This window comes from Micromonospora sp. WMMD710, assembly GCF_029626045.1.
Classification (GTDB): domain Bacteria; phylum Actinomycetota; class Actinomycetes; order Mycobacteriales; family Micromonosporaceae; genus Micromonospora.
In genome coordinates this window covers 2,989,145-3,005,985 of the sequence record NZ_JARUBD010000001.1, presented here as the reverse complement: position 1 = coordinate 3,005,985, position 16,841 = coordinate 2,989,145, and the positions used below count along the sequence as shown (strand labels likewise).

The 16,841-nt window shown below is 72.8% G+C and carries 16 protein-coding genes and 1 riboswitch; of the genes, 10 read left to right on the top strand and 6 right to left on the bottom strand.

The features are described from left to right. Nucleotides 1-5: 5 nt before the first annotated feature. Nucleotides 6-1,154 carry an aminotransferase class I/II-fold pyridoxal phosphate-dependent enzyme gene (locus O7620_RS13765; RefSeq protein ID WP_278127002.1) on the bottom strand — a complete coding sequence of 383 codons (1,149 nt, stop codon included), beginning with the start codon at nucleotides 1,152-1,154 and terminating at the stop codon, nucleotides 6-8. A gap of 5 nt (nucleotides 1,155-1,159) precedes the next feature. Then, nucleotides 1,160-2,143, bottom strand: a complete 984-nt coding sequence (gene pseB / locus O7620_RS13760) for a UDP-N-acetylglucosamine 4,6-dehydratase (inverting) (protein ID WP_151489973.1) — start codon at nucleotides 2,141-2,143, stop codon at nucleotides 1,160-1,162. 365 nt (nucleotides 2,144-2,508) lie between these two features. Here pseB and O7620_RS13755 point away from each other — a divergent pair, with 365 nt between their 5' ends. Further along, nucleotides 2,509-4,242, top strand: coding sequence for a glycosyltransferase family 39 protein (locus O7620_RS13755; RefSeq protein ID WP_278123320.1), 1,734 nt, complete (start codon nucleotides 2,509-2,511; stop codon nucleotides 4,240-4,242). 87 nt (nucleotides 4,243-4,329) lie between these two features. Here the strand turns inward: O7620_RS13755 and O7620_RS13750 are convergent, their stop codons facing one another. Beyond that, the gene (locus tag O7620_RS13750; protein WP_151489975.1) at nucleotides 4,330-4,839 is read right to left on the bottom strand and encodes a GNAT family N-acetyltransferase; all 510 of its coding nucleotides are present in this window, start codon (nucleotides 4,837-4,839) and stop codon (nucleotides 4,330-4,332) included. Nucleotides 4,840-4,938: 99 nt separating this feature from the next. Between O7620_RS13750 and O7620_RS13745 the strand changes: the two genes are divergently transcribed. Genes O7620_RS13745 through O7620_RS13730 form a run of 4 tightly spaced genes read left to right on the top strand, consistent with a single transcriptional unit; the run spans nucleotide 4,939 to nucleotide 7,774 of the window. Further along, nucleotides 4,939-5,190, top strand: coding sequence for an acyl carrier protein (locus O7620_RS13745; protein ID WP_091401397.1), 252 nt, complete (start codon nucleotides 4,939-4,941; stop codon nucleotides 5,188-5,190). Further along, the gene (locus tag O7620_RS13740; RefSeq protein WP_278123319.1) at nucleotides 5,187-6,455 is read left to right on the top strand and encodes an AMP-binding protein; all 1,269 of its coding nucleotides are present in this window, start codon (nucleotides 5,187-5,189) and stop codon (nucleotides 6,453-6,455) included. The genes O7620_RS13745 and O7620_RS13740 overlap by 4 nt, the downstream gene beginning before the upstream one ends. Further along, nucleotides 6,448-7,203, top strand: coding sequence for an SDR family NAD(P)-dependent oxidoreductase (locus O7620_RS13735; protein WP_278123318.1), 756 nt, complete (start codon nucleotides 6,448-6,450; stop codon nucleotides 7,201-7,203). Before O7620_RS13740 ends, O7620_RS13735 begins: the two co-directional genes overlap by 8 nt. Next, nucleotides 7,187-7,774 carry a hypothetical protein gene (locus tag O7620_RS13730; RefSeq protein WP_278123317.1) on the top strand — a complete coding sequence of 196 codons (588 nt, stop codon included), beginning with the start codon at nucleotides 7,187-7,189 and terminating at the stop codon, nucleotides 7,772-7,774. The genes O7620_RS13735 and O7620_RS13730 overlap by 17 nt, the downstream gene beginning before the upstream one ends. A 188-nt stretch (nucleotides 7,775-7,962) precedes the next feature. Here O7620_RS13730 and pseI read toward each other — a convergent pair whose 3' ends face one another. Continuing rightward, nucleotides 7,963-9,015 carry a pseudaminic acid synthase gene (gene pseI, locus O7620_RS13725; protein WP_278123316.1) on the bottom strand — a complete coding sequence of 351 codons (1,053 nt, stop codon included), beginning with the start codon at nucleotides 9,013-9,015 and terminating at the stop codon, nucleotides 7,963-7,965. A gap of 133 nt (nucleotides 9,016-9,148) precedes the next feature. After that, on the bottom strand, nucleotides 9,149-10,303 hold the full coding sequence (locus O7620_RS13720) for a glycosyltransferase (protein ID WP_278123315.1): 1,155 nt from the start codon (nucleotides 10,301-10,303) through the stop codon (nucleotides 9,149-9,151). A gap of 245 nt (nucleotides 10,304-10,548) precedes the next feature. Between O7620_RS13720 and O7620_RS13715 the strand changes: the two genes are divergently transcribed. From O7620_RS13715 to O7620_RS13700, 4 genes are all read left to right on the top strand, one after another. Further along, nucleotides 10,549-11,841, top strand: a complete 1,293-nt coding sequence (locus O7620_RS13715) for an acyltransferase (RefSeq protein WP_278123314.1) — start codon at nucleotides 10,549-10,551, stop codon at nucleotides 11,839-11,841. 81 nt (nucleotides 11,842-11,922) lie between these two features. Beyond that, nucleotides 11,923-12,447, top strand: coding sequence for a hypothetical protein (locus O7620_RS13710; protein WP_278123313.1), 525 nt, complete (start codon nucleotides 11,923-11,925; stop codon nucleotides 12,445-12,447). Nucleotides 12,448-12,580: 133 nt separating this feature from the next. Next, a complete protein-coding gene (locus O7620_RS13705) occupies nucleotides 12,581-13,351 on the top strand; it encodes a hypothetical protein (RefSeq protein WP_278123312.1) in 771 nt (256 codons plus the stop codon). A gap of 302 nt (nucleotides 13,352-13,653) precedes the next feature. Next, nucleotides 13,654-13,795, top strand: a riboswitch (cyclic di-AMP (ydaO/yuaA leader). Between the two features lie 226 nt (nucleotides 13,796-14,021). Continuing rightward, on the top strand, nucleotides 14,022-14,870 hold the full coding sequence (locus tag O7620_RS13700; protein ID WP_192580316.1) for a C39 family peptidase: 849 nt from the start codon (nucleotides 14,022-14,024) through the stop codon (nucleotides 14,868-14,870). A 71-nt stretch (nucleotides 14,871-14,941) separates the two neighbouring features. Here O7620_RS13700 and O7620_RS13695 read toward each other — a convergent pair whose 3' ends face one another. Further along, on the bottom strand, nucleotides 14,942-15,970 hold the full coding sequence (locus tag O7620_RS13695; RefSeq protein ID WP_278123311.1) for a hypothetical protein: 1,029 nt from the start codon (nucleotides 15,968-15,970) through the stop codon (nucleotides 14,942-14,944). A 120-nt stretch (nucleotides 15,971-16,090) separates the two neighbouring features. Between O7620_RS13695 and O7620_RS13690 the strand changes: the two genes are divergently transcribed. Further along, nucleotides 16,091-16,837: an alpha/beta hydrolase gene (locus O7620_RS13690; protein ID WP_278123310.1), complete on the top strand. Its 747-nt coding sequence runs from the start codon at nucleotides 16,091-16,093 to the stop codon at nucleotides 16,835-16,837. Nucleotides 16,838-16,841 lie beyond the last annotated feature (4 nt).

Below are 16,841 nucleotides of genomic sequence, written 5' to 3'. Positions count from 1 at the left end.
TCCCATCAGGCGGCGGAACGCACCGAGCCGGCTCGCAGGGCGGCCGTCAGCGCGTCGATGACGCGGTCCTGGTCGGCGTCGCGGAGACCCGGGTAGAGCGGCAGCGACAGCTGCTGCTCGTAGAACGACTCGGCCACCGGACAGGATCCGCGCCGGTAGCCCAGGTCGGCGAACGCCGGGTGCCAGTGCACCGGGACGTAGTTGACCTGCACACCGATGCCGGCGGCGCGCATCCGGTCGTACACCTCGCGGCGACGGCCGTCGAGCACCCGGATCGGGTAGAGGTGCCACGCCGGGTCGGCCCACGACCGGCGGGTGGGCCGCAGGACACCGTCCAGGTCGGCCAGTGCCTCGTCGTAGCGGGCGACCAGGGCGGCCCGGCGCGCCTTGAACTCGGTGAGCCGGCGCAGCTGGCTGCGGCCCAGCGCGCAGAGCACGTCCGGCAGCCGGTAGTTCAGCCCGAACTCGGGCACCTCGTAGTACCAGCCACCCTCGTCGCCGAAGCGCAGGTCGTCGCGCTCCCGGACCACGCCGACGCCGCGGAACCGGCGGGCCCGCTTGAGGATCCGCGGGTCCAGCGTGGCGACGGCGCCGCCCTCGGCGGTGGTCAGGTTCTTCGTGGGGAAGAACGAGAACGTGGTCAGGTCGGCGAGCGAGCCCACCGGCCGACCGTGGTACGTCCCGCCGATCGAGTGCGCCGCGTCGGCGAGCAGCAGCGCGTCGCTGCCCACCATCGACTTGCGCAGGGCGTCGTAGTCGGCGGGGTGCCCGGCGTAGTCGACCGCGGAGACGACCCTGGTCCGGGAGGTCACGGCGTCGGCGACCGCGGCGGGATCGAGGCAGAAGGTCTCGTCGTCGACGTCCGCGAACACGATCTTCGCGCCGAGGGCGACCGCGCTGCTCGCGGTCGCCACAAACGTCATCGGCGGTACGACCACCTCGTCGCCCGGCCCCACCCCGGCCGCCGCGTACGCCACGTGCAGCGCCGCGGTGCCGTTGGAGACGCTGGCGACACCGACCCCGCCGGTCCACTCGGCGAGTTCGGCCTCGAAGGCGTCCACCTGCGGCCCGGTGGTGAGCCAGTCGCCGCGCAGCACGTCGGCGACGGCCGCGATGTCGTCCTCGGTAACCGACTGCCGGCCGTACGGGAGCATCCCCGTCATGCGGTGAGGCCGAGCATGTCGCGCAGCTGCTCGACGCTGAGCCACTCGTCGTTGGTGTCCGACTGGTAGGCGAAGCCGTCCGGCACCGGCTCGCAGTCGACCGGCGGCTGGTAGCCCCAGCCGGCGATGGTCGGCTGCACGATGTAGCGGTCCTTGGCGCGCAGCGTCCGGCGGCTGTCGTCCGGCGCGATCATCTCCTCGTGCAGCTTCTCGCCGGGCCGGATGCCGATCTCGTGGGTGGTGGCGTCCGGCGCGACGGCCTCGACCAGGTCGAGGATGCGCATGCTCGGGATGCGCGGCACGAACAGCTCGCCGCCCTGCATCTGGTCGAACGAGTCCATCACGAACTGGACGGCCTGCTCCAGCGTGATCCAGAACCGGGTCATCCGCTTGTCGGTGATCGGCAGGCTCTTGCCCTCGGCGGCCAGCCGGTGGAACAGCGGCACCACCGAGCCGCGGCTGCCGACCACGTTGCCGTAGCGGACCACCGCGAACCGGGTCGGGTGGTGGGCGGCGTAGTGGTTGGCCGAGACGAACAGCTTGTCGCCGACCAGCTTCGTCGCGCCGTAGAGGTTGATCGGGCTGGACGCCTTGTCGGTCGACAGCGCGATGACCTTCTTGACACCGGCCTCGATCGCGGCGTCGACGACGTGCTGCGAGCCGGTGATGTTGGTGGCGATGAACTCGGAGGGGTTGTACTCCGCGGTGTCCACCTGCTTCAGGGCGGCCGCGTGCACCACGTGGTCCACGCCGTGCATGGCACGGGTCAGGCGGTGCCGGTCGCGGATGTCGCCGATGAACCAGCGCAGCCGCGGGTCGTCGCCGAGCTGCTGGCGCAGCTCGTACTGCTTGAGCTCGTCGCGGGAGAAGACCACCACCCGGGCGGGGTCAGCCTCGTTGAGGATGTGCCGGAGGAAGGTCCTGCCGAAGGAACCCGTTCCCCCGGTGATCAGAATGGACGATCCATTCAACTCACTCAATTTGGTGCTCCCGTGATCGTGGATGTTCGGGCGGCCCTCGGCCGGCCGACCGGGGTGACACGCTAGCCATGGCGGGTTAACGCCCCGGCGCTCGCGGGTTAACCGCGACCGCTGCTCCCGTGAATGCCGGACACCGCGCAGGCGAACACTTACGACCGCGCGTGAAGCGGGCTGACCAGGCCGGATCCGGCCGTTACAGTGGCCGCGCGAGCGACCCGGCCGCCCCCGCGAGCCACTGGTTACCGCGTCCACCCGACATCCGCGCCGGCTCGGCGCGAACGGTTCACCCCCGAGCGTCACCGGCCGGCACGTACGCCATCCGGCCCGCACGGACCCGGCCCGGCCGGCGAACTCAGGAGGCGTTGATGGCATCCGGCAGCGACGTGATGGAACGGCCGGCGGCCCCGGCCGGTACGCCGCCCGCCGCACCCGCGCGGCGCTGGCTCGTGCCCCTGCTCCTGCTCGTCGGGTGGGTGCTCAGCGTCGCCTGGCGGATGTGGCTGTCCCGACACATCGTGCTGCCGATCGCCCACACCGACGAGGACAGCTACCTCAACACCGCCCGCGCCCTCGCCGGCGGGCCGGGCGGGTTCAGCAGCGAGAACGACCTGCTGCGCCGGGTCGGCTACCCGATGCTGATCTCGCCGGCGTTCCTCGGCGACCGGGACTTCGGCGACAGCTACCGGCTGGTCCAGCTGATCAACGCGCTGGTGAACTCGACGCTGCTGCCCCTGGCGTACCTGCTGGGCCGGCGACTGCTCCGGCTGCGCCGCTCGTACGCCCTGCTCGCGGCGGTGGTGGCCGCGACCCTGCCGGCCACCGCGTTCTACGCCGGCGTCGCCATGATCGATACGGTGATGGCGCCGCTGGTGGTGGCCTGGCTGCTCGCCGTGCACCGCTGGATCGAGCGACCCGGCCCGCTCGCCGCGGCCACCGTCGGGGTGTTCGTCGGCGCCTTCCACCTCCTGCACTCCCGCGGCCTGGTGATCGTCGGGATCCACGCCGGTCTGGTCCTGCTGCTGCTCGTCCGCCGCCGGATCACGCCCGCCGGGGTGCTCGCGGCGCTGCTGCCGGTGCTGGCCCTGGCGCTGGTCAACGAGGCCGGCATCCGGCTGCTCGGGGACAAGGTCTACCTGCTCGGCAGCACCCCGGGCGGCAGCGTGGTCGACGCCGTCGCGTCCGCGCAGGGTGTGGTCCGGGTCGGCGCGGCGGTCACCACCCAACTCTGGTACCTCGTCGTGATCACGTTCGGGATGGCCGGCGTGGCCTGGGCCGCCGCCGTCCGGGAGCTGTGGCGTCCCCGGCACGGCGACGCGACCCGCTGGACGATGGGCGTCGCGCTGGTCGCGAGCGTGGGCGTCGCCAGCGGTGCCTCGGTGATCCTGGCCGGCATCACCGGCAAGCCGTTGGACGCGATCTACGGGCGCTACGTGCAGATGCTCGCGCCGTTCTGGATGCTCGTCGGGCTCGGGGTGCTGCTCACCGCGGGACGCCGCGTGGTGCTGCGCCGCGCGGCCGTCGCGGTCGCCCTGCTGGTCGCCGGCGGCGCGCTGGTCGCGGCCCGACTCGCGTACGTGGCCAGCCGGGGACACTCGCTGCGCTACGGCGGTTTCGGCGCTCCGGACCTGATGGCACTCACCGGCGGTTGGCGGGAGATGCGGCCGGTCGTCGGGTCGCTGATCGGCATCGCCGGCTGCCTGCTGCTCGTCGCCGTGGTCCAGGTGCCCCGCCTGCGACTGCCGATCCTCGGTGCCCTCGTGGTGGTCAACCTCGTCACCATGCAGGTGATCGACCAGCGCCTCGTCCGCCCGATGGTGGCGAGCACCGCGCCCACCCCCCGGGTCGCCGACGTCGGGGTACGCCCCGGTGAGCGGGTGTGGGCCTCCACCGGCGTGCACTACATTCAGCGGTTCAACCTCAGCCACCAGGTGACGTGGACCGACGTGCGGTGGTTCCGCGAGCAGCCGCCGGCCGCGGCGCAGGTGGTGTTCGCCCGCTGGGCGCCCGGCCAACCCGACGACTGGGACGGCGCGAAGTACGGCTTCGTCCGGCTCGGCGGCAATGAGCGCCAGCACTGGGCGGCCTGGCGGCGGGCCTGACCCACTCGACCCCTGGTGAACGGTTGATGTCCACCGGACACATTCGTGGTTAATGGCGTCGGGCCATGACGCGAATGTGTCCGGTAATCATCGCCGCCGGCGGTCGGCCTGGGCGAGGGAAATGGGGATGACGGTGATTTCCCGGCCGTCGGACAACTCTCGGCGGCCGGTGCCTTCGACAAAACGGAAACGCCGGTTCATCTGCCGTACGACGGTGTTGTGCTCCAACACCTCGCCGTCGAGCCGATCCAGGTGCAGCCCGTCGAACGCGTACTCGACGGCCTCCCGCATGATGCCCAGCCAGGCGGGCAGCGTCTCGCCCCGCTCGGCCAGCCCGTCGGCGTCCAGATAGAAGCCCCAGGCACCGGTCCGCGGACCGTCCAGCCGCAGGTCGAAGAAGGTGACCACACCGCAGGGACGGTCGTCGCGGACGTACACCAGCACCCGCCGCGACGGGTCGTCGCGGACCGCCGCCCACCACCGGGCGTGCTCCTCGGCGCTGATCTCGTGGCTGTTCTTGCTGACCTGACGGTTGGTTTCCTGATTACGCCAGGACAACATCAGGTGAACGTCGTCCGCCGTTGCTCCGCGCAGCACGTGCCTCTCGCTTTCAAGCTGTTAACACCTGGTCCGGGAACCTTACCCGGACGCACCGGGAAATCAGATATGCATTCGTTGGGTTGTAGACTCCGGCGCATGAACGAATTGAGTCGCGCGCAGATCCGCGACCTCATGGCTCAGGTGCTGAAGAACCAGGACAAGGAGCTGCCCGCCGACGACGCGGCGCAGCTGCGGGAGATCGGCTTCCGCTCGCTGGACTTCTCCGAGCTGGCCCTGCGGGTCGAGGACGAGACGGGGGAGGAACTCAACTTCGACGCCCCCGGCCTGCGCCGCATCGCCACCGTCGGTGACGTCCTCGACTTCCTCGTCGAGCTTCAACACCAGTGACCGTCGCGACCCCCGACCCCGCCACCGCCGCGCACCCCGAGCCGGCCGGCGTCGACAACCGGGTCGTCGTCGGCGGTGCCGCGCTGACCTGGCGGACGCTGCCGAGGCCGGCCCTGCCCGACCCGGCGGCGGTGCTGGCGCAGGCCGCCGTGCACGCGCTCGCCGCCGCGCGGCAGCACGCCGTGCACGGCACCGAGCTGCTGCTCAGCACCGCGAGCCGGGTGGACGAGGCGATGCGCGCCGAGCTGTCCGAGGCCGGATTCTCGGTCACCGTCGTCGACGACGACGGGGCACACCCGAGCGCGCCGGCCCGAGCACGCGACGCCGACCCCGGCCGGCTGTGGCTTCTGACGTCGGGCTCGACCGGCCGTCCCAAGCGGGTCGGGCACACCCTCGACACGCTGACCACGGTACGGGCCGACCAGCCCGAGCGGACCTGGCTGTGCCCCTACGCCCCCGGCACGTACGCCTGGTGGCAGGTGGTCACCCTGTCGCTGACCCAGCCCGGGCAACACCTGGTGGTGGTCGAGCCGGACGAGCTGGACGACTGGCCGGCCCTCGCCGCCGCGCACGGGGTCGACGCCGCCTCCGGTACGCCGACCTTCTGGCGCCGCACCCTCTACCGGGACGCCGCCGCCCTCGCCCGGGTGCCGCTGCGCCAGATCACCCTCGGCGGGGAGCCGGTGGACCAGGCGATCCTCGACCAGCTGCGGGACATCCTCCCTGCCGCCCGGATCTCCTGGATCTACGCGTCCTCCGAGGTGGGGGCGTCCATTGTGGTGCACGACGGGCGGGCCGGGTTCCCGGTCGACTGGCTCGACCGGGAAACCGCCGGGCGGCCGACGCTCTCCGTCCACGACGACGAGCTGGTGATCACCTCCCCGTACCACGGCGCCGGGCTGGCCGGCCCGGTCCGCACCGGGGACCGGGTGCAGGTCGTCGACGACCGGGTGCTGATCACCGGCCGGCTGGACTCCGACGAGATCAACGTCGGCGGCAGCAAGGTCTCCGCCGGTGTGGTGCGTGGCGTGCTGACCGGGCATCCCGCGGTGGCCTGGGCCCGGGTCACCGGCCGACGCGCCCCGGTGCTCGGCCGGATGGTCGTCGCCGAGGTGGTGCTCGCCCCCGCCGACGGCGCCGGCGTGCCGGACGAGGCCGCGCTGATGCGCTGGTGCGCCGACCGGCTACCCGAACACGCCGTGCCCCGCCGGATCCGTGTGCTGACCGAGATCCCCGTCAAGGAGACCCTGAAGAGCGATGTCTGACCCCGCCGACACCCAGCTCGTACCCCCCAGCTCCGTCGTCCTCGTCTCCGGAGGCTCACGAGGGCTGGGCCTGGCCATCGTCACCGACCTGCTCGACGCGGGCGTACGGGTCGCCGCGTTCGCCCGTACCGTCACCCCGGAGTTGACGAAGCTCGCCGCCGAACACCCCGACCGGGTGCACGTCGGCTCGGTGGACGTCACCGACCTGCGCGCCGCGCAGGGCTTCGTCCGCGAGGTGGAGCAGCGCCTCGGCCCGATCGACGGCCTCGTCAACAACGCCGCCATCGGGCAGGACTCGCTGCACGTACACACCGCCACCGACGACATCGCCCGGATCATCGAGACCAACCTGACCGCGCCCCTGCAACTGACCCGGCTGGTCGTCCGCCGGATGCTCGGCAAGGGGCTCCGCGGGCGGATCGTCAACATCACCTCGATCTGCGCCCAACGTGGCTTCCCGGGCCTCGTCGCGTACTCGGCCACCAAGGGCGGCATGGACGCCGCCACCCGCTCGCTCGCCCGGGAGCTGGGTGGCCGGATGCTGGTCAACGCGGTCGCCCCCGGCTTCTTCGCCTCGGAGATGTCCGCGGTGCTCGGCCCGACCCAGCTCGACCAGATCGTGCGCCGCACCCCGACCGGTCACCTGACCGAGCCGGTGGAGGTCGTACCCGTGGTACGGATGCTGCTGCGCGAGCACACCAACATCAACGGCCAGGTCATCGTGGTGGACGGTGCCGCCTCCATCTGACCTGCGGCCCACGCCGACGGCGGCGGCAGCGCCGGACCTGTGGCCGGAAGCCGCTGCGCCGGCGTTGCCGCCGGAGGCGGCCGTGGCGGCCCTGCCGTTGCGGGCGGGCGGCGCTGGCGCGCCGCGCCCGGTGCCAGGACTGCTGGCCGCAGCCGAGCAGCACCTGCGCATCGGTGCCCCGGCCGTGCTGGCCGACGCGGTGACCCGCAGCTACCTCGACGACGGACGCTGCGTCGGCTGGTACGGGCCGCCGGCCCCCGGCTGGCGGGTGGCGATCGACGCGGAGCGGGCCGACGCCCCGGTGCCCCCGGCGCTGGCCCGCCGCTTCGGCGCCACGGACTTCTGGGCCCGATGGACCCGGGCCGAGTGCTGCTGCAAGCTGGCCGATTTGCCGGTGGTCGCCTGGTGGCGTCGCTTCGGTCTGGGAACGCCGTCCGACGGCGCGGCGATCTGGCGCACGCTACGGCTGGCCGACCTGATCGTCACCGTCGGCTTCGCCCCGGCGCCCCCACTCCACGATCTGGCACTTGCGGACGATTCGCGACTTACGCACCTTCTACCCGGGCAGTAACTGCAAGATCACCGCAGGGTCTACGCCCCCACGCTCGCCCCGCGCGGCTTCGTCCTGCCGCTAGTGGCCCCGGCTCAGTCGATCATGGAGTTGTGGTGGCCGGCATAGCGGATAACCAGGGTTAAAGTGCCCACCACAACTCCATGATCGGCGGGGGCGGGGCGGGGCGGGGCGGGGCGGGGCGGGGGTTAGATCAGGTTCCAGCTCAGCGGGGTGCCGCGGGGGACGTCGGTGGTGAAGGTGCGGCCCAGGACCCGGTCGATCTCCACCGGGGGCAGCCCGCCGGCCGGTCGGATCGACCGGACGTTCCGCGCGGTCACCGGGTCGCCGGCCCGCACGTCCTCGACCACGAACAGCGAACGGCGGAACCGCAGCCCCTCCCGCTCGGCCGGGGTGGGGCCGATCGCGGTGCCACCCAGTGCGGCGTACGCGCGGCCGGACTCGGCGACCAGCGCCGTCAGCTCGGCCGGGTTCAGCGAGAAATCCGAGTCCACGCCGCCGTCGGCGCGGTCCAGCGTCACGTGCTTCTCGATGAAGCAGGCGCCCAGCGCCACCGAGGCGACCGCCACACCGATGCCGGGCGTGTGGTCGGAGAGGCCGACCGCCACGTCGAAGGCACCGGCCAGCACCGGCAGCCGGCGCAGGTTGCTGTCGGCGGGCGGCGCCGGGTAGGACGCGGTGCAGGCCAGCAGCACGATGCCCGCCGCGCCGCCGTCGCGGGCGGTCCGCACCGCGGCGTCGATCTCGGCGACCGTCGCCATCCCGGTGGAGATCACCATCGGCTTGCCGGTGCTGGCGACCAACCGGATCAGCGGCAGGTCGACCAGCTCCGACGACGCGATCTTGTACGCGGGCGCGTCCATCGACTCCAGCAGCTCCACGGCCGTCGCGTCGAACGGTGACGAGAAGACGGTCAGACCCCGCTCGCGCGCCCGCTCGAAGATCGGGGCGTGCCACTCGTACGGGGTGTGCGCCCGCTCGTAGAGGCGGTACAGGTTCTCGCCGCCCCACAGCGCGTGCCCGCTGGAGATGCGAAACGCCGGGGTGTCGACGTCGATCGTGATCGTGTCCGGCCGGTACGTCTGGAGCTTGAGCGCGTGCGCCCCGCTCTCGGCCACCGCGTCGACGATGGCCAGCGCCCGCCCCAGGTCGCCGTTGTGGTTGCCGGACATCTCGGCAACCACGAAGGGTCGCTCCCCGGCACCGACCGCGTGCGGTCCGATCTTGATTGTCGCCGTCATTCCGACCTCTGCTCAGGTACGTCCGCACCGGGGTGCGGTGGTGCTGTCATCGTCCCCCCGACGGGTGGACGACCTGGAAAACTGCGGCGCCGGGAGCCGACCCGGCGCCCGGCGTGGTGTGCGACATCGACGGTCACGACAGGCGGCCCCCGGCCAACGCGTCGGGCCGGTCGGTCGCCACGGCGGATTTGGTGTCCCGCGTCGTCGCGGCGTCGGGTCGGTTCGGGTCCTCGTCGGTGGCGCCGTCGGTGGCTCCCGCCGCGCCGGGGCGGCGCAGCCGGCCCGCGACCCGGTGCGCCTGGCGCAGCGCCGAGTACGCCAGCCAGTCACCGCGCCCGACCAGCCGGTGCTTGAGCCCGGTCACGCCGGACGGCATCGGGTAGCCGCCGGCGGGCAGGTAGCGGCGGTAGTGCTCGGCGACCCGGTGGAAGAACGCCCGCCGCAGGTGCGGGTACAGCCGGTCGTCGTTGCCGACCACCACCAGATAGTGGCTGATCATCAGTTGGAACAGTTCGGCCTGCAACTGCTCGTCGGGGTGCCTCCGGGCGACCCAGTCCATCAACCGCTCGTACTGGCCGAACGCGTCGAAGTGCCGGCCACTGCGGGTGGAGGTGATCGCGCCCTGGCGGCCCTGCCGGTACAGGTAGCAGACCCGGTCCAGCACGGAGATCTTCTCCGCGCCGATGAGCAGCGGATGGCTGAACGGGATGTCCTCGTACCAGCCGGGGAAGAACCGTAGCTCCAGCTCGTCGAGGAAGGCCCGGCGGACCACCTTGTTCCACGCGGTGTGCTGCACCCGCAGCAGCTGTGGCTGGTCGGCCAGCCGGGCCACACCCGGCACCCCGCGCAGCAGGTGACTGCTCGCGTCGACCTCGCGCCGGCCGTCCTCGTGCACCCGCAGGTGGTCCAGCATCAGCACGTCGGGCTGGTGCTGGCGCAGCCGGTCCAGCACCGCCGCGATGGTGCCCGGCGGCAGCCAGTCGTCGCTGTCGACGAACCAGACGTACCGGCCGGTGGCCACGTCGAGGCCGGCGTTGCGGGCCAGCCCCAGACCCACGTTGCTGCTCAGGTGGACGACGCGCACCCCGTCGCGGCCGGCGTACGAGCGCAGCATCGCGCCGCAGCCGTCCGGCGAGGCGTCGTCGACGGCAATCAGCTCGACCGCGTCCGACTCACCCGCGGGGATGTCGGCCCGGATCGACTCGAGGCACTGGTACAGGTACGCCTCGACGCCGTACACGGGCACGACGATGCTCAGCAGCGGTGCGTGCGTCGGCTCATTGACCACGTCGCCACCTTCGACGACCCGGGTGGCCGGCCCCGGAACCTGACGTGGCCGACGAAGGTGGAGTCCCTGAACTCCCGCCGAGCGGAAGGTTAACGACGGCCGTCCGGTTCACCCGGGAGTGACCCGGTAGGGTGCCTCGGTGCGGCCCTGCCGGGTCGTCGTGGGCGTCGCCGTCGCGCCGTCCGACGCCGCGCCGGGGAGGAGACGTACGTGCTGGTGACCCTGCGGAGTGTCAGGAGACCGGCATGACGAGCACCACCGACGCACCGACGGTCCGGTCCGCACCCGCCGCCCGGCTGCCCTCCCTGACCGGGCTGCGCTGGATCGCCGCGTTGCTGGTCTTCGGCTTCCACGCGGGCACCATGCGGATCATCGCCGAGCCGGACTACAAGGCCGTCGTCGACGCGTTGTTCACCCTCGGCCTGTCCGGGGTGCAGTTCTTCTTCGTGCTCAGTGGCTTCGTGCTGGTCTGGTCGGCCCGACCGGGGGACTCCCGGCGGACGTTCTGGCGGCGACGGGTCGCCAAGATCTACCCGAACCATCTGGTGCTGTGGGTGGCGGCGCTGCTGGTCGCCTGGTGGTTCGCCGATCCGGTGCTGCCGGCCGTCGCGCTGGAGAACCTGCTGCTGTTGCAGGCGTGGGATCCCCGGCCCGGTTGGTTCTACAGCGTCAACACGGTCAGCTGGTCGCTGTCCTGCGAGTTCTTCTTCTACCTCTGCCTGCCGCTGGTGCTGCCGCTGCTGCGCCGGGCGCGGCCGGCGCTGCTGTGGACGCTGATCGTCGTGCTGCCGCTGCTGATCCTCGCGCTCTGGCCGGCCCAGCAGTTGGTGCCGGAGGCCAGCCGCTGGTGGTTCACCCAGGTCTTCCCGCCGGTCCGGTCGCTGGAGTTCTGGTTGGGCGCGGTGGCGGCCGTGCTGATGCGTCGGGGTCTCTGGCGAGGGCCGGGGCTGACCGCCGCCAGCGTGATCTTCGTGGCCACCTGGGTCGCCGCCGCACAGTGGGTCCGCGCCGAGTTGTGGACCACCCTGCTCGCCGTGGCGTACCTGTTGGTGATCACCGCCGCGGCGGACGCGGACGTGCGGGGTCGCCGGTCGCCGTGGCGGTCCCGGCCGCTGGTCTGGCTCGGTGAGGTCTCGTTCGCGTTCTACCTCGTGCACGTGCTGGTGATGACCAGCGTCCTGCGGTGGACCGGGGACTGGGGGACCGGCTTCGGCGGCTGGCGCGGGCCGGCGGTGGTGCTCGGCTTCCTGCTGGCGAACCTTGTCCTCGCCGGGCTGTTGCACCGCTTCGTCGAGACCCCGATGATGCGCCGGCTGGCCCCGCGCCGCCCGACCCACCCGCCGGCCGTCCCCCGCCAGCGCACCCCCAGCGCCGACGCCCCCAACGCCGACGTCCCCAGCGTCGACGCCCCCACCGCCGACGTCCCCAGCGTCGACGCCCCCACCGACGGCGACGCGGGCAGCGGTCGGGCCGACAATGCGCAGGTCGGCGGGGGTGGCCGGGCCAAGGATCGATCGACATACGCCGACTCGCGCTGATCGTCCACCCTGGTCGGCGCGGCGTGCGCCGACACGCCCGGCGCCGGTGCGCCGGGCCGGCCACGGCGGTAGCGTGGGTACGTGCTTCCGGTCGCGTTCACCTGTCCCCTGTGGTGGGTGGCGCGCTGGGCGACACGGGTGCTGACCAGCCTCGCCGTCGTCGCCGCCCTCACGCTGGGCGCGAGCGCGGGTGCGAGCGCGGGCGCCTCGCCCGGCCCCGGGCACCTGGCGCCGGCCGGCGCGGGGTCGGCGCTGACCGCCGGGCCGCTCACACCGCCGGCCACCGCGCCGTCGGCGTTCACCGCCGGACACCTCGTACCGTCGGCGTTCACCGCCGGGCCCCTCGCGCCGTCGGCGTTCACCGCCGGGTCCCTCGCGCCGTCCGGCCGGCTCGCCTCTGTCGGACAGGCGCCGTCGGCCACCGCCGGCGATGCCGCTGACCCGCGCATCGCGGCACGGTCGGCCGATCCGCAGCCGGCAAGCCTGGCCGCCCGAAACGTCGTCGTCGCCCTGGGCGTGACTCCGGTGCGGGTGGCCGGGGCCGACCGGCTGCCGCACACCGACGGGCCGACCAGCCGGGCGCCGCGGGCTCCGCCCCGCCGCTGATCCACCGGGACGACCGTTCCGCCGCCGCGCCCTGTCGATCCACCAGCCCCGCACCCGCCGACCCGTGGCCCCGCCGCGATCCGGTCGGCCCGTGCGGCCACCATCGCATCGCTCTCGTTCCGAGGTGTCGACCATGGAGACCGTCGTCTTCTACCAGTTTCTGACCGAGGTGCCCCAGGCCGCCGCCATCTGGTCGGCCCTGTTCCTGCTGGCGTTCAGCGTGCTGGCCGTCCTGGTCGCCCGCCCGGAGCGGGGCGGGCCGACGGGGGAGCCAGCCCCAACCGCGCCCACCGCCCGTGAGGTGGCCGCGGCCGAGGCCGCCGACCTGCGGCGCTACGCCGAGGAGGTGGCCGTCGCGGCGGCCGGCGCGGCCCAGACCGCCCGACGGCGACGCGCTGACTGGCTGATCAGTCAGGAGCGGGTGGAACGGGCCTGGGCCCGCTACGACGAGGCGGACGCCGCGGCCCGTCGCTTCGCCGGGGCCGGGGCGCTGCCCACCCCGCGCACGCCGCACACTCCTGCGGAGTACGCCGCTCGGGAGCGTTACCTGCACCGCGCCGCGATGGCGGCGCACTGGCGCGGAGAGTTGACCATGGGGCAGCTCGGCGACGTGTTCGGGCACCGGCGCGGGTGGGATCCCCGCCGGCACCCGGTCGAGCAGGAGGCCCTGATCGCCCGGGCGATCAGGGACGCGAGGCGCGCCGACTACGCGGTGGCCGCCGGGCGGGAGCGGTCGGCCTGGCGGGACGCCGAGTTGGCCGCCGAGTCGGCCAGCACTCTCGCTGAGGAGGCGTACGCGGCGGCCGCCCGGCTCCGGCCGACCGCGGTGCCGGCCCGCCGGACGGCGACCCGGGTGTTCCGTCCCGCGGTGGTGGCGCGGTGGCGTCCGGCTCGCGTCGGATGAGCCCGATCAGCGGTTGAGCCCGATCTGTGCTGTGAGCCCGGTCACGGGCCCGGGAAATCGGGCGTCCGGCGCGATCGGCCCGATTGGTCCCGCGATTTTGGCGACGTTGCCGGCGGCCTGTCCGGTTGTCGACCACAGGCGTCGCCGTCACCGGTTGTCCCATCGAGTCACGTCATCGGCAATACGCGCAGAAATTGTCAGGCGAAATGATGTTTACGCAGGTGGACACGGCTTGGCAAGGGCTTGAACCGGCCAGTATTGTCGTCCCGTCCGGTGCGGTAACCGATCGCAAGAGGCGACGCCGCGCCGACCCGCTCAATCGTGATCAACGAACCGGGGACCCATCAGTAAGTCCGGGGTGAATCCGCGAGCCACGGCCCGCGGTAGGGCGATCTTCCCGCCCGAATCCGTCAGCTAACCCGGTAGGCGGTGTCGGAAGGAGTTCCATCCTCGTGCAGCACCTTTCCACCCCTCGGTTGTTCCTCCGCCTCCACGGCGCCACGGTGCCCCCGCTCATCCGGTCGGTGAGCTGACCCCCCGGGTCACCGTTTTTCCCGCCCGGCCGCGCCGGGCGTTCCCCTGAGCGGTTCACCATCCGCGGACCCCGGTCCGCGCGCTGGCGCCTGCCCGGATACCGGCTCGGCCCCGGTGTGCCGCTCTCCCCCGAACCGTGGAGGACCCCGTGAAGCACACCCTGCACCGTCAGCTCCGCCGCCTCAGCACCGAGCGCCCGTACCAGATCGTCGCCGCCTCCGCCGCGGCCCTCGCGATCGCGACCACCACCGGTGTCCTGCTCGCCGACGCCGACGGCGCCCCGGCCAGCCAGCACACCGCGACCACGGTCGCCGAGATGCGCAGCGACACCGCCGCGTCCCGCAGCCAGGCGCGCGTCGCGGCCCCCTCGGCCAGCGTCGCGCCCAGCACCGCCGCCCCGGCCGCCAGCGCCGCGTCGCCCGCCGCGAAGGCCAGCGGCAACCCGGACCTCACCCGGAAGCCGACGCCGCCGAAGCCGCCCGCGACCAAGGTGCTCGACTACGACTACGAGGCGCAGAACACCTACTACAACTGTGGTCCGGCGGCCACCCGCAACGCGCTCAGCGCCAGCGGTGTCGACCGCACCCTGGACGAACTCGCCGTCGAGCTGGGCACCACCGAGATGGGCACCAACTCGGCCGAGGACACCACCCGGGTGCTCAACGCCGAGGTGAAGGGCTCCCCGTACCGGACCCGGATGTTCGCCGGCTCGCCCAGCCCGGCCCAGATGGATCGCCTCCAGGCCGACGTGGTCGCCGCGATCACCGACGGCCGTGGCGTGGTGGCCAACGTGGTCGGCGACGCCACCGACACCGACGGCGGCTGGCACTCCTACGGCGGCGGGCACTACATCGCCGTCGTGGGCTACAAGGACAACGGTCGGACCGTGCGGATCGCCGACTCGGCGAACGCTGCCGACCCGTCGTACTGGGTCACCACGATCGACCTGGCCAACTGGATCGCCACCCGGGGTTACTCCGCCTGACCCAGGCGGTGGAGCGCCGCGGGCGCCGTCTCCCACGAGGGGGCGGCGCCTGCGGCGTCTTCGTGTCCCGCTCAGTAGTCGATGAAGCCGTACAGCGCGAAGTGGTTCGACTTCGTCCCGCTGACCGTGTGGCCGATGCTGGACGGCCGCACGCTTCCCTTCACGAACAGATAGTCGATCTTGCTGGAGCCGCTGGTGGCGGCCGACCCGTACCCGGTCATGCCGTAGCCGCTCAGCGTGCCGGCCGCGATGCCCGTGCGGTTCGCGTCGATCCCCACGATCCGGATCGTGGAGGCGTTCAACAGGCTCGTCGCGTCGGCACCCAGGTGGATGCCGCTGTTGGCGATGCCCCGGTCACCGTCGCCGGCGCACGCGTTCTGCCGGTTCTCCTGTGGCAGGTGCATGGTCGCCGCGAATACGCTGGTGCCGGTCGCCTTGACGGTGAACCGGGCCGCGATGGCGCTGGTCCGCTTCCACTTGTCGTAATCGGTGCTGTCCGGGTCGCTGTTCGGCGGCTTGTACAGCGTGCACCCGGCGCCGTCGGCGTACGCGGTGCCCGGCTTGAGCCAACCCGCGCTCCAGTACTTGGAGATGTCACCGGCGGCGAGGCTGAGCGTCCTGGTGTTCCAGATGATCCCGTTGGTCTGCTTCTTCTTCAGGTCGCCGAGCGACTGGGAGCTGCACCGGTGGGTGCTGCCCCACGGCTCCGGATCACTCCAGGCCACGATCGCGCCGTACGTGCCCGCCGGGTAACCGAACATGGCCGACAGTTGATCGGCGTACGCCTCGGCCTGGCCGGTGCCGCGCACCTGCTGCACGATGAGGATGTCGGGGGCCGCCACGCCGCTGGTGCCGGTGCGTCCGGCGTCGTCGACCAGGATCGAGCTCAGGTGGTCCGGTCCGGAGATCCGGGTGCAACTCCCGTCGGAGTTGTTCATGACCAGGTTCTCGATGTTGTTGTTGTAGACCCGCAGGACGCGATCGGCCGCCGCGACGTCCGCGACGGGTGCCGGTGTAGCGAGCGCGGGTACGGCCGGTGCGCTGCCGAGCGCGACGACCGTCACCGCCGCCACCAGTGTTGATCGATACCTTCTGAGCACGGGGGCTCCTCTCCGCGACGACGATGCCCCGTCCAGGTGCCGCACTCTACAGTGGATCTTTGTCGGTCGGGTCCGCGCACGACGCTCGTACCTGGCCGCGAACCGTGGGAGACTGCGGCCGTGGGGGATGAATCGGGTGGTCGCGCCGGGCGTGGGCCGGTCCTGCTGCTACTGCACGGGATGGGGGCGACCGGCGACGTGTGGCTGCCCTCGGCGCCGTTGCTGGAGCAGCACTGGCCCGGGCGGTGGCTCGCCCCGGACCTCGCCGGCCACGGCTGGTCGGCGCCGCTGCCGTCGTACTCCTTCGCGGGCCTCGCCGAGCGGATCGCCCACGGCCTGGCAGCCGACGACCGGCTCGTCGTGCTCGGGCACTCGTTGGGCGGCGTGGTCGGTCTCGCGCTGGCCGCCCGCGACGCCGGGCTGCCGGTGGACGCGGTGGTCGGGGTGGGCATCAAGGCGGTCTGGTCGCCCGCCGAGCTGAGCCGCACCGCCGACCTCGCCGCCCGTCCGGTCAGCTGGTTCGCCAGCCGCACCGAGGCAGCCCGCCGCTACCTGCGGGTGTCCGGGCTGGCCGGCCTGCTCCCACCGGACCACCCGGTCGTGGACGCCGGGCTCCGGCGGGTCGACGGCCGGTGGCGTCTCGCCATGGATCCGACCGCGTTCGCCGTCGGTGAGCCCGACCTGGCGGCACTGCTCGCGGCGACCGACGTGCCGGTGGTGCTGGCCCGCGGCGAGCACGACCCGATGGTCACCGACGCGCAGCTCAAGGAGTACGGCGTACCCGTCGCCACGCTGCCCGGGCTCGGGCACAACGCGCACGTGGAGGACCCGGCGGCCGTGCTGGCCCTGCTCGACGCGTACCGCTGAGCCG

Bases quoted from the DNA above. Each gene is read 5' to 3' on its own strand.
- O7620_RS13765 (WP_278127002.1), bottom strand. From the start codon at position 1,154: ATGCTCCCGTACGGCCGGCAGTCGGTTACCGAGGACGACATCGCGGCC.
- O7620_RS13755 (WP_278123320.1), top strand. From the start codon at position 2,509: ATGGCATCCGGCAGCGACGTGATGGAACGGCCGGCGGCCCCGGCCGGT.
- O7620_RS13745 (WP_091401397.1), top strand. From the start codon at position 4,939: ATGAACGAATTGAGTCGCGCGCAGATCCGCGACCTCATGGCTCAGGTG.
- O7620_RS13735 (WP_278123318.1), top strand. From the start codon at position 6,448: ATGTCTGACCCCGCCGACACCCAGCTCGTACCCCCCAGCTCCGTCGTC.
- pseI (WP_278123316.1), bottom strand. From the start codon at position 9,015: ATGACGGCGACAATCAAGATCGGACCGCACGCGGTCGGTGCCGGGGAG.
- O7620_RS13715 (WP_278123314.1), top strand. From the start codon at position 10,549: ATGACGAGCACCACCGACGCACCGACGGTCCGGTCCGCACCCGCCGCC.
- O7620_RS13705 (WP_278123312.1), top strand. From the start codon at position 12,581: ATGGAGACCGTCGTCTTCTACCAGTTTCTGACCGAGGTGCCCCAGGCC.